Source organism: Cryobacterium sp. Sr3 (genome assembly GCF_004402835.1).
GTDB classification, from domain to species: domain Bacteria; phylum Actinomycetota; class Actinomycetes; order Actinomycetales; family Microbacteriaceae; genus Cryobacterium; species Cryobacterium sandaracinum.
Genome location: NZ_SOFA01000002.1, coordinates 1 through 18,568, shown reverse-complemented (window position 1 = coordinate 18,568; position 18,568 = coordinate 1). Strand labels below are relative to the sequence as shown.

General features: G+C 61.4%; 18 protein-coding genes and 4 pseudogenes. 8 read left to right on the top strand and 14 right to left on the bottom strand.

Annotated features, from left to right (window positions below; genetic code table 11):
• Positions 1-128 precede the first annotated feature (128 nt).
• From E3N94_RS00695 to E3N94_RS00685, 3 genes are all read left to right on the top strand, one after another.
• Positions 129-584, top strand: a complete 456-nt coding sequence (locus E3N94_RS00695; RefSeq protein WP_241987019.1) for a hypothetical protein — start codon at positions 129-131, stop codon at positions 582-584.
• Positions 502-1,095, top strand: coding sequence for an ATP-binding protein (locus E3N94_RS00690; protein WP_241987018.1), 594 nt, complete (start codon positions 502-504; stop codon positions 1,093-1,095). Before E3N94_RS00695 ends, E3N94_RS00690 begins: the two co-directional genes overlap by 83 nt.
• Before the next feature lie 138 nt (positions 1,096-1,233).
• Positions 1,234-1,479, top strand: a complete 246-nt coding sequence (locus tag E3N94_RS00685) for a hypothetical protein (RefSeq protein WP_134569607.1) — start codon at positions 1,234-1,236, stop codon at positions 1,477-1,479.
• Positions 1,480-1,619: 140 nt separating this feature from the next.
• Here E3N94_RS00685 and E3N94_RS00680 read toward each other — a convergent pair whose 3' ends face one another.
• From E3N94_RS00680 to E3N94_RS00665, 4 genes are read right to left on the bottom strand one after another with little or no spacing between them, the layout of a single operon-like run.
• The gene (locus E3N94_RS00680; protein WP_134569606.1) at positions 1,620-2,921 is read right to left on the bottom strand and encodes a nucleotide sugar dehydrogenase; all 1,302 of its coding nucleotides are present in this window, start codon (positions 2,919-2,921) and stop codon (positions 1,620-1,622) included.
• A 45-nt stretch (positions 2,922-2,966) separates the two neighbouring features.
• Positions 2,967-3,953, bottom strand: coding sequence for a Gfo/Idh/MocA family oxidoreductase (locus tag E3N94_RS00675; RefSeq protein ID WP_134569605.1), 987 nt, complete (start codon positions 3,951-3,953; stop codon positions 2,967-2,969).
• Positions 3,953-5,044 (bottom strand): DegT/DnrJ/EryC1/StrS family aminotransferase, encoded by a 1,092-nt coding sequence (locus tag E3N94_RS00670; protein ID WP_134569604.1) that lies wholly within the window; start codon positions 5,042-5,044, stop codon positions 3,953-3,955. Before E3N94_RS00670 ends, E3N94_RS00675 begins: the two co-directional genes overlap by 1 nt.
• Positions 5,041-5,628, bottom strand: coding sequence for an acyltransferase (locus E3N94_RS00665; RefSeq protein ID WP_174776110.1), 588 nt, complete (start codon positions 5,626-5,628; stop codon positions 5,041-5,043). Before E3N94_RS00665 ends, E3N94_RS00670 begins: the two co-directional genes overlap by 4 nt.
• A 209-nt stretch (positions 5,629-5,837) precedes the next feature.
• On the opposite strand from E3N94_RS00665, the gene E3N94_RS00660 reads away from it, so the two are divergent.
• Positions 5,838-7,937: an acyltransferase family protein gene (locus tag E3N94_RS00660; RefSeq protein WP_134569603.1), complete on the top strand. Its 2,100-nt coding sequence runs from the start codon at positions 5,838-5,840 to the stop codon at positions 7,935-7,937.
• A gap of 583 nt (positions 7,938-8,520) precedes the next feature.
• Here E3N94_RS00660 and E3N94_RS00655 read toward each other — a convergent pair.
• A complete protein-coding gene (locus tag E3N94_RS00655) occupies positions 8,521-9,135 on the bottom strand; it encodes an IS3 family transposase (protein ID WP_166790025.1) in 615 nt (204 codons plus the stop codon).
• Complete coding sequence (locus tag E3N94_RS16345; RefSeq protein ID WP_166790022.1) at positions 9,132-9,383, bottom strand: transposase; 252 nt, start codon at positions 9,381-9,383, stop codon at positions 9,132-9,134. The genes E3N94_RS00655 and E3N94_RS16345 overlap by 4 nt, the downstream gene beginning before the upstream one ends.
• 617 nt (positions 9,384-10,000) lie before the next feature.
• Between E3N94_RS16345 and E3N94_RS16955 the strand changes: the two are divergent.
• Positions 10,001-10,126, top strand: a pseudogene (locus tag E3N94_RS16955) (helix-turn-helix domain-containing protein); the annotation flags it as partial.
• Positions 10,127-10,465: 339 nt separating this feature from the next.
• Positions 10,466-10,621: pseudogene (locus E3N94_RS16950) on the top strand (IS30 family transposase); the annotation flags it as partial.
• 309 nt (positions 10,622-10,930) lie between these two features.
• Here E3N94_RS16950 and E3N94_RS16945 read toward each other — a convergent pair.
• Positions 10,931-11,025, bottom strand: a pseudogene (locus tag E3N94_RS16945) (transposase); the annotation flags it as partial.
• Positions 11,026-11,139: 114 nt separating this feature from the next.
• Here E3N94_RS16945 and E3N94_RS00640 point away from each other — a divergent pair.
• Positions 11,140-12,438 carry an ISL3 family transposase gene (locus tag E3N94_RS00640; RefSeq protein WP_134569600.1) on the top strand — a complete coding sequence of 433 codons (1,299 nt, stop codon included), beginning with the start codon at positions 11,140-11,142 and terminating at the stop codon, positions 12,436-12,438.
• Positions 12,439-12,524: 86 nt separating this feature from the next.
• Positions 12,525-12,944, top strand: coding sequence for a hypothetical protein (locus tag E3N94_RS00635; RefSeq protein WP_134569599.1), 420 nt, complete (start codon positions 12,525-12,527; stop codon positions 12,942-12,944).
• Here the strand turns inward: E3N94_RS00635 and E3N94_RS00630 are convergent.
• From E3N94_RS00630 to E3N94_RS17380, 7 genes and pseudogenes are all read right to left on the bottom strand, one after another.
• Positions 12,888-13,163, bottom strand: a pseudogene (locus tag E3N94_RS00630) (transposase); the annotation flags it as partial. The gene E3N94_RS00635 and the pseudogene E3N94_RS00630 sit on opposite strands and share 57 nt — an antisense overlap.
• A gap of 469 nt (positions 13,164-13,632) precedes the next feature.
• Complete coding sequence (locus tag E3N94_RS00625) at positions 13,633-15,132, bottom strand: glycoside hydrolase family 55 protein (RefSeq protein ID WP_241987017.1); 1,500 nt, start codon at positions 15,130-15,132, stop codon at positions 13,633-13,635.
• A 643-nt stretch (positions 15,133-15,775) separates the two neighbouring features.
• Entirely contained in the window at positions 15,776-16,000 is a 225-nt protein-coding gene (locus tag E3N94_RS17395) for a hypothetical protein (RefSeq protein ID WP_277870662.1), read from the bottom strand.
• Positions 15,987-16,283, bottom strand: a complete 297-nt coding sequence (locus tag E3N94_RS17390; protein WP_277870661.1) for an ATP-binding protein — start codon at positions 16,281-16,283, stop codon at positions 15,987-15,989. The genes E3N94_RS17395 and E3N94_RS17390 overlap by 14 nt, the downstream gene beginning before the upstream one ends.
• A 48-nt stretch (positions 16,284-16,331) precedes the next feature.
• Positions 16,332-16,499, bottom strand: coding sequence for a hypothetical protein (locus E3N94_RS16940; protein ID WP_241987016.1), 168 nt, complete (start codon positions 16,497-16,499; stop codon positions 16,332-16,334).
• A 599-nt stretch (positions 16,500-17,098) separates the two neighbouring features.
• Positions 17,099-17,398, bottom strand: coding sequence for an ATP-binding protein (locus E3N94_RS17385; protein WP_277870660.1), 300 nt, complete (start codon positions 17,396-17,398; stop codon positions 17,099-17,101).
• Positions 17,395-17,865, bottom strand: coding sequence for an ATP-binding protein (locus E3N94_RS17380; RefSeq protein ID WP_277870664.1), 471 nt, complete (start codon positions 17,863-17,865; stop codon positions 17,395-17,397). Before E3N94_RS17380 ends, E3N94_RS17385 begins: the two co-directional genes overlap by 4 nt.
• Positions 17,866-18,568: the final 703 nt, after the last annotated feature.

Below are 18,568 nucleotides of genomic sequence, written 5' to 3'. Positions count from 1 at the left end.
CGGGCGGTGATTTCCCCGACGATGGACCTGGCGCAACCTCCCCGACGACGTGACCCTCGAACAGGCGCAACAGTGCCTGACCGCCTTCGCGACCCGCCAGGACAGCCGGTGCCGCGAAGGCCGCGGCGATGTTCGCCGCGGAACAGCTCCATTCGCTGCCGCCGACGCTGTTCCCGGTCGTGGTGACGGAGGAGCGCACCGCGACGCGGCAGGCGTTGATCGATTGGTGCGGGAACCGCTACTCGGTGCCGCCGGAACTGGCCGCGGCCCGCGTAATCGTCCATCAGAGGCTCGGCGCGCAGACCATCGACATCGCGACTGTCTTTGGCATCGTCATCGCCCGGCACACTGTCGCGGAGGCTGGCCTCGGGGTCACGATCCGCGGCAGCGGACACGTCACCGTGCTCGAGTCCATCGCTTTGAACGCTGCGACTCCCGGCCGACCGCACCGGGGAAAGGAACGCATCCCACCCACCCTGCATCGCGGCCCGCCGCGCCGCGATGGCGCTGACCGGCGCCACCGAACCCGCCACAGTGATCAGCCTGGCCGCCTACGAGACGGCCGCGAGAACACTCTCCGATGAACACACTACTCACCGCCACCGAAACGACCGCCACGCTCGTGACGGCGGCGACGCCGGCAAGCGTCTATCAGCAGCTGCGCGGCCACGTCACCGAGGTCACTGCGACCGACGCCCGCGCCTCTCGGGGCGATTCCGCTTCGCGAACCTCCCCACCGGCGCCACCCTCGACGACTTCGACCTCGATGCCATCTTCGGCATCGACCGGTCCCTGCTCGCCGAGCTCGGCACCTGCCGCTACCTCGAGACCGCGACCGACGTGCTCCTGATCGGACCGCCCGGAGTCTGCAAAACACACATCGCGACCGGCCCCGGCCATGCCGCGGTGACGGCCGACTACCGCACCTACTTCACCTCCGCCGCCGACCTCGCAGCCCGCTGCCACCGAGCCGCGATCGAGGGCAAATGGGGAACGATGATCCGCTTCTTCCCCGGCCCGACGCTGCTCGTGGTTGACTTATGTCGACTTCGTGATGCTGCCGATGTCGCCGTGGATACTTGCCGATATCACTGATAGTGCTTGCATTTTTCGCAAGGTCCAAAAGATTTTGTCGGCATAATTTCGGCGTCGTTGGAAGCTGTTCGCGAGGAGGCATCGTGCCTCCGGACGAGGAACGAGACGATGTCAGGAACACGCAGAAAACTAGGCGCGATGGCGCCCCATATCGCCGGTATCGATGCGAAGCTGGCCGCTGCTGGCTACACGCCGGGCACGCGGCGGGGCATGCTGAAGATCGTCGGCGACGTCGGCCGCTGGCTGAACGAGGAACGGTTGACGGCCGCGGATTTCGATGAGTCGGCGGTCGCGCCCTTTCGCGCCGCCCGAGCCGGGGCTCGCCAGGTCGGTCGCAGTCGCCCGGCACCGCCGGGCGAGCCCGGGCAGCCCGTCGATCGATGACACCCACATCCCGGATCACCGGGAACGGGTCCCTTGGGACTACGCGATTAAGGCCGGAAGCCCTGCGGAAGCAGATTTCCTCGGCATCGGCGCCAGCCTTCGCTGACCGCCAACCAGAGGTTCGCCTACCAACCATGGTGTCAGACGGTCGATCCGCTTTGACCGATCGCGATATAGGTGACCGCCGGCCACGAAGCGGCAGATAGCGCGCGCCTGCCGTCGAGAATTGTTTGGATACCAGGTAGCTCCGCCGGACCCCACGCCTGGTAGTCGACGTGGTCGGCCTGAAGGACGGCCGCGTCCGTCTCAGCGCCTATTTCGAACGCGGTGAAGCCCAGAGCACTCAGCTCGTCATCGGAGTAGAGGGGATCATGCACGAAGACCGTCGCGCCGGCAGCTTCTAGGGCGGTGACAGTCGCGAAGACGCCGGAAAATGCGGTTTCCTTGACCCCGCCGCGGTAGGCAGCCCCCAGTACCACGACCCGGGCGCCCTTCAACGATCCGTGGGCACTCTCAAGGAGTTGCACCGCATGTTCCGGCATGTCAGCGTTGCGCGCCCGAGCAGCTCGAACGATTGTAGCTTCAGGGTCGTTCCATAAGTACAGACGCGGATAGACCGGAATGCAATGACCACCCACGGCAATACCAGGCCGGTGGATGTGGCTGTACGGCTGTGAATTGCAGGCTTCGATGACCTGGTAGACGTCGATCCCGGTCTTGTCGGCGTAGGTCGCGAACTCATTGGCCAAGCCGATGTTTACATCACGGTAGGTGGTCTCTGCCAGTTTTGCCATCTCCGCAGCTTCTGCTGACCCGAGGTCCCAGACTCCGTTCTGACGAGGAAGATCAGGACGGTCATCGAAGTCAAGGACAGTCTCATAGAACTGCGTCGCCTGTGCTGAGCCCTCTGCAGAAAGCCCGCCGATGAGTTTGGGATATTTGCGTAAGTCTTCGAACACACGCCCAGTGAGCACACGCTCCGGAGAAAAGACCAAGTGGAAGTCCACGCCTTCCGTTAGGCCGCTGATTGACTCAAGCTGAGGCTTCCAACGATATCGCGTTGTTCCCACCGGCAACGTGGTTTCGTACGAAATGAGCGTGCCTGCTGTCAGGTGACGCCCAAGCGAAGTCGTTGCAGCATCCATCCAACCAAAATCGGGATTGGCGTCGTCGTCGACGAAGAGCGGAACAACGAGCACAACAACATCCGCGTCTGGAATTGCTTCAGCGTAGTCGGTCGTAGCACGGAGGTAGCCTGCCGAGGTGACTTCCAACAGTTTCTCCTGCAAATGAGACTCTCCGGGGAAAGGCTCAATGCCTCGGTTCACTAGATCAACTACGGTCGCATTGACGTCGATGCCGATGACCGTGTTGCCTTTGCTCGCAAACTGAACGGCGAGGGGAAGTCCGATCTTACCGAGGGCTATAACAGCGATTTTCACTTGGAGATCAACCTTTGTTTGGGGGTGGGGATTGCCAAGCGGGCCTCAGAGCCAAGTCACGTCTCCGCTGGATGAGGACTTGATTGCGGCTTCAGCAACGCGAAGAGTAGCGAGACCGTCACGAAACGTAACCACGTCCTGGCGTAGACCCAGTACTGCATCTCGGAATGCCTCGTGTTCGACTCTGAGGGGCTCTCGCTTGGTCAGCGCATACCGAATCATCGAGCCTTCGGATACGCCCCTAAACGCCGCGATGGAGTCCCAAGCTGTGGCAGCAATGCCATTTTCGAAGAACGTGAGGTCCGCAGTAATCGTGTCTGCAACGAGAGATCCCTTCTCGCCAGTCGCGATGGTGACGCGCTCTTTCAAGGGCGACAGCCAGTTGACCAGGTGGCTAGTGATAACCCCGCTAGCGAGGCGTCCCGTGGCGACGACGAGGTCCTCATGAGGGCGTCCACTTTTGTGGGCGGTCTGGGCGTAAATCGACTCGTAGTTGCTCTGTGCCAGCCAAGCGGTGGAGTCTATGTCGTGGGTGCCGAGGTCTTTGATGACGCCGACGTCGGCGATCCTTGCGGGGAAGGGGCCTTGGCGGCGTGTAACGATCTGGTATACGTTGCCGATCTCACCCGCCGCGATCCTCTCGCGCATGCTTTGAAGAGCCGGGTTGAACCGCTCGATGTGCCCCACGGCACCGATTAGGTGACGAGACTCAAAAGCCTCAACGAGCCGAATACCCTCCTCAACCGTGTTCGTGATTGGCTTCTCCATCAGGGTGTGAACGTTCGCCTCGGCGAGCTGTAAGCCGATCAACTCGTGAAAGGCAGTCGGCACCGCGACAACGGCCATATCCAAGTTGTGGCTAAGCATCTCTGCAACAGACATGCAGAATGGAGTCGTTCCTGAAACATTGTGGGCATCGCCCGTCTCGTCGGCGACAACGACGAGGTCGACGCCGGGGAGCTCCCTCAGCACCCGTGCGTGGTGCCTTCCCATCATGCCAAGCCCAATCAGGCCTGCTCGGAGATTGGACATCAGGCACCTGCCGTCGTGAGCGTATTGACGGAGGTCACGATGCGCTCGAGATCGGCCGTGGAAAGGGACGGGTGAACGGGAAGTGACAGCACCTCAAGTGCGGCTGTCTCCGTGTTTGGTAGATCCTCTTTGGATCGGAACGGTAGCAGCCTGTGGTTAGGGATCGGATAGTACACGCCCGTGCCGATCTGATGCTCCTCTCGGAGTGCAGTCGCGATGCGGTCGCGTTCTTCGCCGACCCGGATTGTGTACTGGTGGTAAACGTGCTCTGCGCCGACGGCGACCTTCGGAGTCACAACACCGGTCAGGTTCTCAGTAAAGAAGGCCGCGTTCTCGCGTCGACGATCTGTCCAGTCCCAGATCTTTGTGAGCTGCACACGGCCGATGGCGGCGTGGATGTTCGTCATGCGAGCGTTGAAACCGACGAGCTCATTCTCGTACTGCCGTTCCATTCCTTGGTTGCGCAGAAGGCGCAGGCGGCGCTCCATCTCGGTGGAACCAGTGGTCACCATCCCGCCCTCGCCGGATGTCATGTTCTTGGTGGGATAAAGACTGAACATAGCGAAAGCGCCGAACGAGCCGACGCGCTGGCCGTTCAGGCTGGCGCCATGGGCCTGCGCGGCATCTTCGAAAAGCTTGAGGCCGTGTTTCTCGGCAAGGCGTTGCAATGCGGGCATGTTGGCTGGGTGTCCGTAGAGGTGAACGGGCATGATGCCGACGGTGCGATCGGTGATCGCCGCCTCTACCGATACCGGGCTGAGGCAGAAGTGATCAAGCTCGATGTCGGCGAATACCGGCGTCGCGCCGGTGAGCGCAACAGCGTTGGCCGTCGCCGCGAAGGTGAACGACGGAACAATCACCTCGTCCCCTGGGCCGACACCCGCGGCCAGAAGGCCGAGGTGCAATCCGGCCGTGCCTGAGTTAACCGCGACAGCAGCGCGGCCGTCCACGAGAACGTTGGAGAACTCCGTCTCGAACGCCGCGACCTCGGCGCCCTGCGCGAGTTGCCCGGAGACCAGAACTGCGTCAACCGCACGTCGTTCGTCTTCGCCGATGATCGGGCGTGCTGCTGGTATGAATGTTTTAGTCATTCGGGGGCCTCCGTCAAGCCGTTTTTGCTTTCTAGATATCGTTCGCCAGTTGAGGCGCATACCCATGCATTCTCGGCGTGTGCCAAAGGTCGGCCGGTCTTGCCCACCCAGCCGACCCGTCGAGCCGGAACCCCCGCAACGAGCGCGAAGTCGGGGACATCGCGGGTAACTACTGCCCCCGCGGCGACGGTGGCCCACCGCCCGATGCGCACTGGTGCGACACACACTGAGTGGGCACCGATTGCGGCACCTTCCTCAACAATGACACCGGTCGGGATCCAATCCTCAGCGGTTTTTTGTGTACCGTCTGGATTGATTGCTCGAGGATAGGTGTCGTTAGTGAAAACCACAGCTGGCCCTACGAAGACACCACGGCCGAGAGTAGCGGGTTCATACAGAAGAGCATTGTTCTGAATTTTCGAATTGTCCCCAACGGATACCCCCGTGCCTATGTACACCCCACGACCGACTATGCAATTGGAACCAAGTATCGCGTTTTCACGAATTTGGGCCAGATCCCAAATTTTGGATCCTTCACCAATTGATGCCGATTGTGCAACTGATGCGCTGTTCGCGATGAAAATTGGATCCCCCTGGTCGATCTACTCGGTTTCGTAGTCTACGCGCCAGGCAGACCAACGCGGCCACATGGTCCGGTGGGGCAGGCCAGCGACATGAGAAGCAGTCTTACCCTTTGAGACTGAGGACTCCGTTGGAATGTGGGCGAGCCGGGGGGCCTTGAGCCACCTCGGGTTGTGGAGGTGCTGTTGCTTCAGCCCGCTAATGTTGACGGGTGACGGCTGCTCGAAATCCCACCACTCTTCTCGAGCGGGCGCCATACGCGTCGCCAAGTGTGCGGCTGGGCGAGAAGCGCGTTGGGTTTCGCGCCGATATTCAAGGCCTCCGCGCGATTGCCGTGCTGCTCGTCGTCCTCTATCACGCGAAGCTGCCGGGTCTAACTGGTGGATATGTGGGAGTCGATGTCTTCTTCGTTATCTCTGGCTTCCTGATTACGGCGCATCTGCTGGCCACGTTGGCCGACCACGGCAAAATTTCGTTGATCGACTTCTACGCACGGCGTCTGCGAAGGCTCCTTCCAGCGTCCATGACGGTCATTGCGCTCACTACAGTCGCCGCGCGCTTGTGGGTTCCACCGCTTAGCCTGCCACCGATTTTCAAGGATGCTGCAGCGACCTCGTTGTACATTCCAAACTTCCTCTTTGCACAGAACGACGTCGATTATCTTTCGGGGCCGAACCCGTCGGTGTTTCAGCATTATTGGTCGCTTGGAGTTGAGGAACAGTTTTACCTTGCGTGGCCGCTGCTTATGGCGATCGCGTTTATTCTCTTCCGTCGATCTTCCCGCGCCATCCTTTGTACACTGCTCGTCACGCTAGTCGTCTCCCTCGGACTGTGCGTTTGGATCACGGCTCGGGCACAGCCGTGGGCCTTTTTTATGGTTCCTACGCGAGCATGGGAGTTCGCTGCCGGCGGCGTGGTCGCCTACCTCGTCTCCTCGACGCGAATTCAGCTCTCGACCCGTCTGAGCGGCATTCTCAGTTGGTCGGGAATTGTTGGTCTGTTTGCAGCCGCGCTCGCTTTCGATGAAGCCACCCTTTTCCCGGGGTTTGCAGCTGCACTTCCCGTGGGCGCTGCCGTTCTCATTATTCTCGGCGGGGCCCTAAAGAATCAGGCGCGATGGACTGGTCAAGCGGTGCTCTCCGTGCGACCTCTGGTCTTCATCGGCACGATCTCCTATTCGCTCTACCTAGTCCACTGGCCTCTTTTAGTGATCCCGCAGATAATCACAAGTGAGAGGCACACACTTCCGTTGTGGGCAAGCCTTGCGCTTGTAACCTTGAGCGTGCCGGTCGCCTGGTTGCTTGATCGGCTGGTTGAGAACCCCGCGAGCAATTGGAGATTAGCTTCTATCGCCCGGCCCCGCGCAACGCTTTGGGTCGCTGCTGCCCTCACTGTGGCCTTTACTTCTGCCGCACTCTTCGCCCTGACCAATGCCCGCACGTTGCCTCTTTATCTGCTCAGCAAGGCTCCCCAGGCAGTCGTTTCGACCCATCCGGTTGGCACAAATTACGTACCCTCGAATATGGTGCCGAGCATTCGCAAGGCAAGCGCTGACAACCCGGCCATATATGGTTCGGGGTGCCATCTTCCCGTCGTTCAGACCGATCCGCAGGGCTGCACCACGGGCGACTTCGGAGCACCCGTGTCTGTGGCACTATTCGGTGATTCTCATGCGGCCCACTGGTTTCCGGCCCTCGACGTTCTCGCCGAGCAAGGGAAGATTGTGCTGACCGCTCATACCAAGAGTTCCTGCCCTTCATTTGAGCTTCCTGCATACCTGTTGGTTGCGCCCTACCCCGAGTGCGCTCAATGGCGAGAGGGAGTGGTCTCGCGACTCGAAAGCGATCCGCCTGCCGTCGTCGTCCTCTCGAACTTTCTCGACGGCGACCTCGGCGGGCTTGGGCACCGTGACCTCGCCGCCTTGTCGACCGCTGTTGAGCAGACGGTGAGACGCTTATCGGTTGAGTCGACCGTGGTGGTGTTGGCTGACACCCCAAACTTCGAGATCTCCCCCTCGGCGTGCTTGTCCGCACACCTTGCGGACGCTGACGCATGCAGCCGCAGATTCAGCGACGCTCGTTCGCTTGCGATCGCCTCGGTGGTGGAGACGGCTACGAAACGTGGCGGTGGGGAGCTTGTTGATCTAACACGGTATTTGTGCAACAACCATTCCTGCCCCGTAGTGATCGGGGACACTCTCGTCTATCGCGACAGCAGCCACCTCACGGCATCATTCAGCTCACTCATGTCAGATGTATTGGGCGACAAGATCATGATGTCGCGGCGTCGGGAGATTAGCACGCCGCCGTAGATGCGCCGGCGCTTGAAGGTCGTGGCAACGCTGATTGACAAAGGGCCACTTCTGCCGTGTGAAAAAGAGTAAACATGAATAAAAAGAGTACGCATGGAGCTGCTGCGCAGGAGAACTTGAGCGGATGAGAATCGGAAGGATAGTCCTATCTTGCTGCGAGCGTCTTGGGGATGGACTCTGGTGAAGGCTGGACGTCGATGGCCCTTGGCGCCCATGCGTTCGGAAAACAGTGTGGCGTGGAGGGTCGTGGGCACCCGGTCGTGGTGCCTTGAGAGCGAACTTCAGAATCTTTGACTGACGGCCTTCCTCCGGCAGGCACCTGTGATGGTGGTGGTGCTCAATGAATGAGATCTTTCAATAGCGTTGTGCGCCGACCCGGGCTGGGCGCCTGGTGCCTCAGCGTCAATGTGGTCCCCGCCTCGAGCCGGGGTCTGGCTGGCTGAACGGATATCGCATGCCGCGCCGGCCTGCTCCGTCTCAACTTCGTCAACCTGGGTGGCCTCGTACCGATCGTGCTGCTGCGCCTCTTGCGGCCTGTTCGCCGACCGGAAACTGGCCTTGCCCACGGTTAGTGGACACGGGGTTACGCGGCTTTAGCGAAGACCACGTTCTGGTTTGAGTATTGCAGTTCGAAGTCGACGGGGCTGACCTGGCCGAGGGATATGTGCCGGCGGCGCCGGTTGTAGCGGTCTTCGATCCAGGCGCCGACCTCTTTGGATGCTTTGTTTTTGCTGGGCCAGACGCGTCGGTGGTAGATCTCGGTCTTGAGCGTGGCGAAGAAACTTTCCGCCATCGCGTTGTCCCAGCAGACCCCGGTGTAGCCCATCGACCGGGTGATGCGGTGCGCTTTAGCGAACGCGGTTATCTGCGCTGACGCGTATTGGGCGCCGCGATCGGAAAGCAAGATCACCTGCTCGGGCCGCTCACCGCAGAGCGCCATGGCCATGACCAGGGCGTCCTGGATGAGGTCAGTTCGCATGTGGTCGGCGATGGCCCAGCCGATCACGCGGCGCGAGTGCGCGTCGATGACAGTGGCCAAATAGAGCCACCCTTCCCAGGTCCTCAGGTAGGTGATATCGCCCACCCAGACCTGGTTCAGAGCCCCGGTATCCCACTGCCGTTTGACGGCGTCGACCGGATAGGCGTCCTCGGTTTGGCTAACCGTGGTGGTGCGCCAGCGTTTCGGGCTGATGCTCACCAACCCAGGCGGCGCATGGTGCTGGCCACGGTTTTGCGGGAGATGATCTCGCCATCGGCGAGGATCCGCGGGGACCCGTAGACCTCGTCTGAGTCGCTGTGGAACCAGGCAACCTTCTGCTCGATGTTCTCCCGCCGCACCGCCCGCTCAGACGGGCTGCGGCCCAGCCAGGCGTAGTAACCCGACCGGGACACGGCGAGGAGGCGTACCATGCGGACGATGCTGAAGTTGGTCTTCTCCACCAGCATTAGTGTGAACGCTTGGCGTTCGTATCCGAGGCTTCCTGGGCGAAGAAGAGGGAGGCTTTTTTGGGAACGCCCGGTCTAGTTTCTGGTCGGCGTTCTCTTTGCGCAGCCGCAGCAGTTCGGCCTTCTCCGTCTCCGTGACCCCGCCCTCACCGGCGTCTTGGCTGGCCTTGAACAGGTTCACCCACCGGCCCAAGGTGGCTTCCTTGATGCCGAGCTCACGGGCCACGGTCGACACGGGCCGACTGGTGTTGATCACCAGCTTCACGGCCTCGTCTTTGAACTCAGGAGTGAACTCCCGGCGTGTGTTTCCCATAATGAACATTCTCTCTTGTGAGGTGTCCACCAACCGGGGTCAAGGCCAAACAGGGCCACTTCTGCCAGGCGAGTTCTAGGTCTCGTCGCAACACTCCACCACGATTTGGAGTGTGAAGATAGCCAGACGTGGGCGCAAGAGAAACCTCAACCGCGAAGACGAGTATAGGAATCTTATCCTTGCCGGTATCGGACCGATCGCCGCCGCGAAGCGCGTCGGGATCGGACGCACGACCGGTCACCGTTGGCGATCTCAACGTGGTGGGATCGCCCCGCTAAGACTTGTCGAGGCAGACAGACACGAACGGTACCTGAGCCTCATCGAACGTGAGCGCATCGCCTTGTTCAGGCGAGGAGGATTCTCCATCCGGGAGATCTCCAGGCGTCTCGGCCGGTCACCGTCGACGATCAGCCGCGAGCTTCGCCGCAATATGCGAAGACACGACCGCGGCCAGTACGACGCTGTCCTGGCCCACGCAGGAGCGCGAGAGAAGGCGCGACGGGCGCGAATTAGGCGCATCGGGCAATACCTCCAGCTCCGCGACCTGGTCCAAGACAAGTTGAAACTGGATTGGAGCCCCGAACAGATCAGCTACTGGCTCCGAGACGCGCACCCACAGAAACGATCTGTGGCAAGTGTGCCACGGAACGATTTACCAGGCCCTGTACTGGCCCGGCAACAGTGGTTTGACCAGGAAATTGACACCCCATCTAGGAACGGGCCGGCCACTGTGCAAGCGTCGACGGCGCCCCGATGTACGTGCCCCACGCTGCTGCGGTATTACTTCCCCAAGCACACCGACCTCGCCATTCACAGCGCAGACGACCTCGCCGCTGTCGCGATTAAGATCAACAACAGACCCCGGAAACGACTCGGGTGGACAACACCAGCCAAGGCCCTCAAAGAGGCACTACGATTCAGCTGACTAATCAGTGTTGCGACGACCGCTGGAATCCGCCCTAGAACTCACCTGGCGTTTCTCGCCCTGAAGTGTGAATCTCTTTAGCGGTTCCCGATGACGGTAGCTTCTAAGCGGCTGGCATGGTGACAGTGACCTCTCGGCCGAGTTTCTCGATCTAATGGACGAGTCGGGCGAGTTGTTGTTCTGGGGCTTGGCGTCGAACGGACCAATCCACGCCTTGGTCGATGTAGTCGACGTCGTCGTGGACGTGCGGGCCGCCAACTGCGCTGCCTAGGTGAGTGCTGTGCGCAGCGCCACAAATCCGTGACTGGTTCGACCTGACCTCGCTTTGCCTCCGGATGCGTGTTTCCCGGACAGATTCCAGCCCAGGAAGCCAGGTGCGCCGCTGGGGGAAACACGCTCATGTCCAGGCTCCCCTGCTGTATCCGTGGGTGTTTCGGAGCGCCTTAACGGCCGCACGCCGCTTCCTGTCTAGGTTTCTGACTGTCAAAGGAAAGAAACTTTATAGGCGGGAAAACGGCGTGCGGTCTCTAACAATATGGCGGACTTTGCTCGGTGTCGACAAGACAGTGGTCGAGGACGTTGATCTCGACCTCGTAGCGGGCGTTTTTGTTGCGTCGGTTCGGCTGACCAGGTCGATGCGGAACCGGTGCGGGAGCTGCCAGAAGCGCTGCCCGCGCTACGACGAGGGGGCGGGGCGCCGCCGGTGGCGGGGATTGGATTTCGGCTCGACCCGGGTCTTTCTGGAGGCGGATGCCCCGCGGGTGTCGTGCCGGGAGCACGGTGTGATCGTGGCTGCGGTGCCATGGGCCAGGCACCAGACCGGCCACACGCATCACTTTGACTCTCAGGTCGCGTGGCTGGCCACGCAGACGTCTAAGGCCGCGGTCACCGTGTTGATGCGGATCGCGTGGCGGACGGTCGGGGCGATCATCACCCGGGTTTGGGCCGACACGGAAGAGCTCCATGATCCCTTCGCCGGGCTCACCCGGATCGGGATCGATGAGATCTCCTACAAGCGCGGCCGGAAGTTCTTGACTGTGGTCGTGGACCACGATTCGGGGCGTCTGGTCTGGGCTGCACCCGGCCAGGATAAGGCCACCCTGGGCACGTTCTTCGATGCGCTCGGCGCGGAACGATCCGCTCTGATCACGCATGTTTCCGCGGATGGGGCCGCGTGGATCGCGTCGGTCGTCGCAGCACGCTGCCCGAACGCAGTCCGCTGCGCGGACCCGTTCCACGTCGTGAAGTGGGCCACGGAAGCCCTCGACGAAGTTCGCAAGGCCGCCTGGACCGAGGCCCGCAAACAGGCCCGCCTAAACGAGTCCCGCACGGTTGGCCGGCCCGTGCACGACGCCCCGGCCCGGCCTCACAGCGAGCACGCGAAGTTGATGATGAACTCCCGCTACGCGCTCTGGAAAAACCCCGAAAACCTCACCGAGAAACAACAGATCAAGCTGGCCTGGGTCGTTCACACCAACCCGGCCCTGGGCCGGGCCTACTACCTCAAAGAAGGCCTCCGGCTGGTCTTCAAGCTGCCCCGCGACGAAGCCGCCGAGGCCCTGGACAAGTGGGTCGGATGGGCCCGCCGCAGCCGAATCCCGTCGTTCGTGAAACTCCAACGCTCCATCGTCAAGCACCGGGCCGCGATCCTTGCATCGATCGAGCACGGCCTCTCCAACGGCCGCATCGAATCCATGAACACCAAGATCCGACTACTCACCCGCATCGCGTTCGGCTTCAAATCACCCGACGCCCTCATCGCCCTCGCCATGCTCAGCCTCGGCGGCCACAAACCAGTGCTCCCCGGCCGGGAATAACCCACGGTTACGACAGGAGAGCCCATGTCCAAGCCGATTTCCGCGACCAGACTGACCGCGCTCTTGCGGCCAACCCTGGGGATCGTTTGCACTCGTTCGAGAACCGGTTCGTACTCCATTACCCGCTGTCCGATCTCAGCATCGATTTGATCGATCTGGCCATCCAGAAAATCGATGTAAGCGAGCATCTGCTTCACATGGACACCGTGATGCGATACCCGAAACGTGCCTTGAAGAGCGTCCTGGAGTTGCGGGATCTTGGACCGCATTCGGCCCAGCGACAGGTTCGCGAGGACAACCGGGTCGGCCTCGCCGGCGAGCATCTCGTCCAACATCGCTCGCCCCGACTTTGTGAGAATCGTCGACGTGGCAAACGAGAGTTTGACGCCGACGTCTTGGAGCGCCTTCTCCAATCTCTGGATACCTCGAGTTCGTTCCTCGATCAAGCTCCGACGATACCGGGTGAAATCCCGAAGCTCACGGATCGGAGGCCGCGGGACAAATGAAGGCCGAACCAAACCGTGTTCCACCAACTGGGCGATTCATTCCGCATCGCCCACATCGGTCTTCCGGCCCGGGACATTCGTCAAATGGACGGCGTTCATCAGCCACACCTCGGGGACGCGATCCTCCAGCAGGTAGAAGACCGGTTTCCAATACACACCGGTGGACTCCATGCCCACCCGGGTCTCTCCTTCGTCGACAGGCCAGTCGCCGAGCGCCAGCAGACCCCTCGTGTCGGTGAGGAATGTGCGTGCTTCGACGATTGTCCCCGTCCACTTGGGCGTCTGACGGCGGCCACGACGGTGTCCCGATGGTCATCCAAGCCGGCACAATATTGAACGACCTCATCCATTGCCACCCTCCTTCGTTGAGCACCACCATCACATGTGCCTGCCGGAGGAAGGCCGTCCGTCAAGGACTCCGAAGTTCGCTCTCAAGGCACCACGACCGGGTGCCCACAACCCTCCACGCCACACTGTTTTCCGAGCTTATGGGCACCAAAGGCCATCGACGTCCAGGCCGACAAACACGTCACCAGAATCCATCCCCGAAACGCTGCCAGCAAGAGGTGACCATCTCCCGATTCTCATTCGCCCAGGTGCGGCTGCGCAGCAGCTCCATGCTTACTGTTTTCAGTTGGCGTTAAAACGGCTCAAGGATCGCCGACACGACGTGCCCAACGAGGCGAGGCTAACGAAGGAGACCAAGGCTGATCAACGCCGTGCGCAGGTCGTTCACGAGTGCCTGCGTTGTTGCACCGTCGCTCGCAGCCGCCCGAATGACCGGCTTGGGTATTGGCGTCGCGCTGAAGAATCCAACTCGCCCGTTGCCCCTGCCCACGCGGACCACACTTGCGTTCATGGAGGTTCCAGTCCGAAGCCCTCCGCCGCCTTCCGCGAGGAGGGTGCCCGATTCCACTGCGCAATCCGGACCAACCGCCACAGTCGTCGTCGTAGAGGGGTCGGACTGGTAGAAGCCATACGCCAGCACTGATGTGGCTTCCTTCCCTCCGCGCCGACCGTAAAAACCCGAAATGACGCCCGAATTGTTTGTTGAACGCGTCGAAACTACCGACGGAATCGTGTGCGTGTCTGACCATGGATCAGTCACCTGGAGCCCTGAAATAATGAAGGCTTGATTGTCGCTAGACAGCACGACTCCGTGGCTACCCGGCTCAGTTGCGCGGTTGCAGATCGCGCGCAAGCCGAGTGTCGTTCGAAACCAGAAGCCGCCGAGCGAGTGATTTGAGGCATCGCCGGACCTAATGACGTGATTGCCGGAAATCATCCCCGTTGCGTATTCAATCGGTGAACCGACAACTGTGCCTGCACCGGACACCCCGATCCCGTGGGAGGTCTTGATTCCCGTCCCGTCCACAACGCAGTCCTGAATCGCAACGTCCAGTGGAGCGAAGGAGACAACTGAGAGTTCATTGGTTCCGCCGACGAAATCAATCCCTCGTTTACACCGCAGAACGATACACCTCAGCGCCGTAATCCGGCGGCCGCCATGGGTATCAATACCTGCCCAATCTGGCACGCCGTCAATGAGGGCATCACTGATGAGTACGTCAGAGGAACGTGGATGCACGGCCAGCGGGCCGTTCCATCGGGTCGCGGTGATTCCGTAGGCGTTTGGCAACCCGCCAGTACTGATATCAACCACGGTTGGTTTTATAATCGCTGCTCGCTGAACCGAAACGAGAGCCATACCGTAATACGCGCAACCTTCGACTACGGTGTCAGTACTCGTGAAATCTTGCACGAATTCAAGGACAATTCCTCCGCCACCGAATTGCGTCACATTGACGTCACTAATGTGTAGACGACGACGAGGGCTTTCTATTGTACCAATGCAAGATATTCCGCGTGCGCCCGGAATCCACTTTGTGCGTTGTCGCCCCTTCAACGACAGCCCACCTCCAAGGTACACATCGTCCGCCTCAACTGAGATGCAGGGCGAATCGTGCGCTGCCACGAGTCGGCCAGGGCCCTCGAGGCGGATCGCTCGGTTTACTACGACGGTTGTGTCTACCCTGTAGTCCCCTGCAGGCACCCGAAGGGTGGTCCCACTTGGCACACTGTCGATCGCCAGCTGAATCGCACTTGCTTGATCGACCAGAACCGAGGGCACGGCGCCGTACTCATTTACGCTTCGAACCGGAACTATGAGACCTGGCTCTCCTGCCATGGCCACTGCTCGCCACCGCCGGACGTCAGCGGTTGTCGACGCGGCACTTGAACCCGCCGGCGTCAGAGACGACCCAAGCATACCGCTCGCAACTCCCGCAGTAGACAGGGCAGTGACTTTGAGGAATAAACGGCGAGATCGACCAGACATCTCGGCCGGAGGGCCCTCACTTGACGTGGTCGACGGAAATCGCTTCAACCATTCGAATCGAGCATTCATTGGACCCCCTAATGAGGACACCGCGCATTTGCGTACACTATGCACCACTCGACTCGAAGGAATGATTCGCGCACACCCCCAGTCAGGGTGCCACCTATGCCGCTTGTCAAGCGGCGAGTGGGTGGTCGGCTTGATAGAGGGTGCCGTCGCGGCGCAGTGCAAGAGGACGTCGCGGTGACGTCGGGCGAGGGCGATGAGCGATTCGCTGTGGCGCTTGCCCTGGTGGATTTTGCGGTCGGATTAGTCCCGTGAGACCGGGTCGCGGCGGGCGGCGAAGGCCGGGTGAGTATTTGAGGCTTTGGGCACCACCCAATCGTGCGGTTCAGCACCACCGATCGTGCGGGAGAGCGCCAGTGGTGGTGTGGTTGGGAGCCACTGACGCCCTCCGTCATCGATTACGCGGTGGCTAGTGCGGTGTGCTCCCTCATGTTGTAGGTGCCCGTCTCGACCCAGATCGTGTCGTGGATGATCCGGTCATGATCGCGCCCGCGTGAACACCGGAGCCGAGGCGCTGGTGCCAGTCCTTCTGCGAATACTGGGTGCAGAACACCGTCGCTGTTTCGCCGTATCGGCGCTCCATCAGCTCCAGCAGCATGCCGCACATCGACTCCGTCGGCCGGTCCCGCAACCGCTCGTCAATGACGAGCAACGTGATCGCGGCGTATTTGCGGAGGAACTTCCCGGACCCGCCGGAAGTGTCTTGTCTTGGGCGGCAACCCAGGCTTCCTCGAGGTCGGCATGCGGGCGTAGTGGACGCGGATGCGGTGCTCGCAGGCGCGCTTGGCGATCACGCAGCCCAGATACGACTCCCCCGACCCGGTGAACCCCTGGAAGACGACGTTCTGTTGCCGGGTCACGAACGAGCAGGTGCCGAGCTGGGTCAGCAACGGCCGGTTCAGGCCGCGCTCGTCGAGCAGGTCGAACCGACGCAAGGCCGCGTTTGGATAACGCTGCCCCGCCCGTCGGATCAGCCCGGCGACCTAGGAGTGCGTGAAGCTGGAGTAGGCATCATCGACGACCAGCCGGACGCGTTCGTCGAACGACAAGCTGATCGAGAGTGTCTCGCCCTGGGTGCCAATCGCTTCAAGTAGCTCGCTCGCGTTCATCTCGCGGAACTTGCGTTTGGTCTCCCCGTCCAAGCGGCTCAACGCGTCCCTTCGGCGTAATAGGCGCTGCCGCGGACGTATTCGCCGTCATCACCCTCAGGCTCCTCCCGGACTGGCCTTGACCCCGGAGAGTGGACGCGGGTTAAGCGGCGAGTTGGATCTCTGCGGCCTGTGACGAGTATTGCATCTCGAAGTCCACAGGGGTGACATGCCCGATCGAGGAGCGCCGCCGGCGGCGGTTGTTGTAGCGGTCCTTGTCTCTGAGGGGTCCACGTCTGGTGCGGGTCAGAGCCGCTGCTCCACCCACGGATCGTGGCGTTCAGAGCCAGAGCCAGCGTTGGCGTGGATAGGAGCCACCTGAAAAGCTATTTCCACCATGTGACGGACACATGGTGGAAGGAGGACCGGTAATGGTACGGAAGATCAAGGCGAAACTCGTCTTGCAGTTACACAACCAGGGTTTGTCGGGCAGTGCTATCGCGTCCGCGCAGGGCATCGCCCGAAACAGCGTCCAAGCAGTGATCGATGCTGCCGAACAGTGGCGAGTAGCGCGTGATGGTAGCGCCAGTCCATGCACTTAGTAGCGCGGTTCTGACGAGGTGGTAGCGGCCCGGGCGCTGTGTGCCCGGGCCGCTCCGGTCTCATTCCCAGTAGGTCTCGTGGGCGCGAGCTTGGTCGTTGCGGTGCCTCCGCATGTCGATCTGGCCGAGGTTGATGATCCGGGCGTGGTTGGCGAGGCGGTTCACGATCGAGTCCGCCGCGACCCGGTCAGGCAGCTCGGCAACCCAGTGCGCGGGCCCGGTCTGCGAGGCGATCATTGTTGGCAGCCGGTGTTCGCGGTTGGCGAGGATCGCGAACAGGTCGCTGGCGGCGTCGCTGTCGATGCCGACGGTGAGGAAATCGTCGATGTTGAGCAGGTCGATGTTGGAGAGCTCGTTCAACAGCTTCTGGTGGGCGATGCCGTCGCCGCGGGCGATGACGGGCCTTCGGTGAGGTCGTCCATCCGGAAGTAGAGGATCGAGTGCTCACTATGGCAGGCGCCGAAGGCCAACGCGCAGGCGAGGTAGGTTTTTCCGCCGCCGGTGGGCGAGATGATGAGCAGGTTTGTCACATCGGAGCGCCAGTCATGGGCGGCATAGCGTCGCATTCTGACCGGGGTGATCCCGCGTCCGTCGCGGTAGTCGACTTCGGCGACGGTCGCTCCCGAGATCGGGAACGCGGCCTGGCGGATGAGTTTGTCGACCTTATTGATGCGGCGGGACTCCAACGCGTCGTCGACGGCAGTGAGGAACAGCTGCTCGGGGGTGAGGGGGTCGTTGGCTTCGTCCTGGATTAGTTCCTCCAGCCGGGTCGCAACATGGGCCACGCGAAGAGCGCGGAACTTGTCGTAATCGATGCTGGTGAACATCACTTTCCCTCCTCGCCGCGTGCGTAGTGGGAGGCGTCGCGAACATAGACGTCTGGCATAGTGTCGCGGAAAACGACGGTGCTGACGCGCTTGCGCGTGGAGGCCGCCGGGACCACAGCCCGTCGATATTGCGTTGCTGCGGCGGGACATGTTCCGGCAGGGTCGAGTACTGGCCTTTCCGGCCAGCCAACCGGGGGTGTTCGCAGAGCATGTCGTTCCCGTCGAAGACCGTCACTCGGGACGACGTCAGCCGGACCCGCAGCAGCTTGCCCGCCAGAGCGAACGGCACGGAATACCGTTGCGTGTCCGCGGTGACGTGGTAATTCCGGGCCGCTTTCAGCTCCTTCCACTCGACGTCCTCAAACCCGGCGTCGGGCAAGGGGCCAAGGAGCTCTCGCTCCTCGGTGTCGAACCTCTCCCACCTGGTCGTGTCGTCGGCGCGGCGAATGTCGTGGTTGATCTCTCGCACCCGTTCCTCGATCGCGTCGTTCAACTCGGTGAGTGAAGTGAAGACATCGTCGTCGAGGTAACCGATGACGCGTTTGTTCACGACGTTCACCGCGTTTTCGGCTGCCGCCTTGTCGCTGTTAACGCCAACTGAAAACAGGGCCAGAAACGCCAGGCGAGTTCTAGGTCTCGTCGCAACACTCCACCAAGATTTGGAGTGTGAAGATGGCCAGACGTGGGCGCAAGAGAAACCTCA

Excerpts from the sequence above, each read along its gene's own strand:
- E3N94_RS00695 (WP_241987019.1), top strand. The coding sequence starts at position 129 with ATGTTCGCCGCGGAACAGCTCCATTCGCTGCCGCCGACGCTGTTCCCG.
- E3N94_RS00690 (WP_241987018.1), top strand. The coding sequence starts at position 502 with ATGGCGCTGACCGGCGCCACCGAACCCGCCACAGTGATCAGCCTGGCC.
- E3N94_RS00685 (WP_134569607.1), top strand. The coding sequence starts at position 1,234 with ATGGCGCCCCATATCGCCGGTATCGATGCGAAGCTGGCCGCTGCTGGC.
- E3N94_RS00675 (WP_134569605.1), bottom strand. The coding sequence starts at position 3,953 with ATGTCCAATCTCCGAGCAGGCCTGATTGGGCTTGGCATGATGGGAAGG.
- E3N94_RS00670 (WP_134569604.1), bottom strand. The coding sequence starts at position 5,044 with ATGACTAAAACATTCATACCAGCAGCACGCCCGATCATCGGCGAAGAC.
- E3N94_RS16345 (WP_166790022.1), bottom strand. The coding sequence starts at position 9,383 with ATGCTGGTGGAGAAGACCAACTTCAGCATCGTCCGCATGGTACGCCTC.
- E3N94_RS00625 (WP_241987017.1), bottom strand. The coding sequence starts at position 15,132 with ATGGCAGGAGAGCCAGGTCTCATAGTTCCGGTTCGAAGCGTAAATGAG.
- E3N94_RS17380 (WP_277870664.1), bottom strand. The coding sequence starts at position 17,865 with ATGTTCACCAGCATCGATTACGACAAGTTCCGCGCTCTTCGCGTGGCC.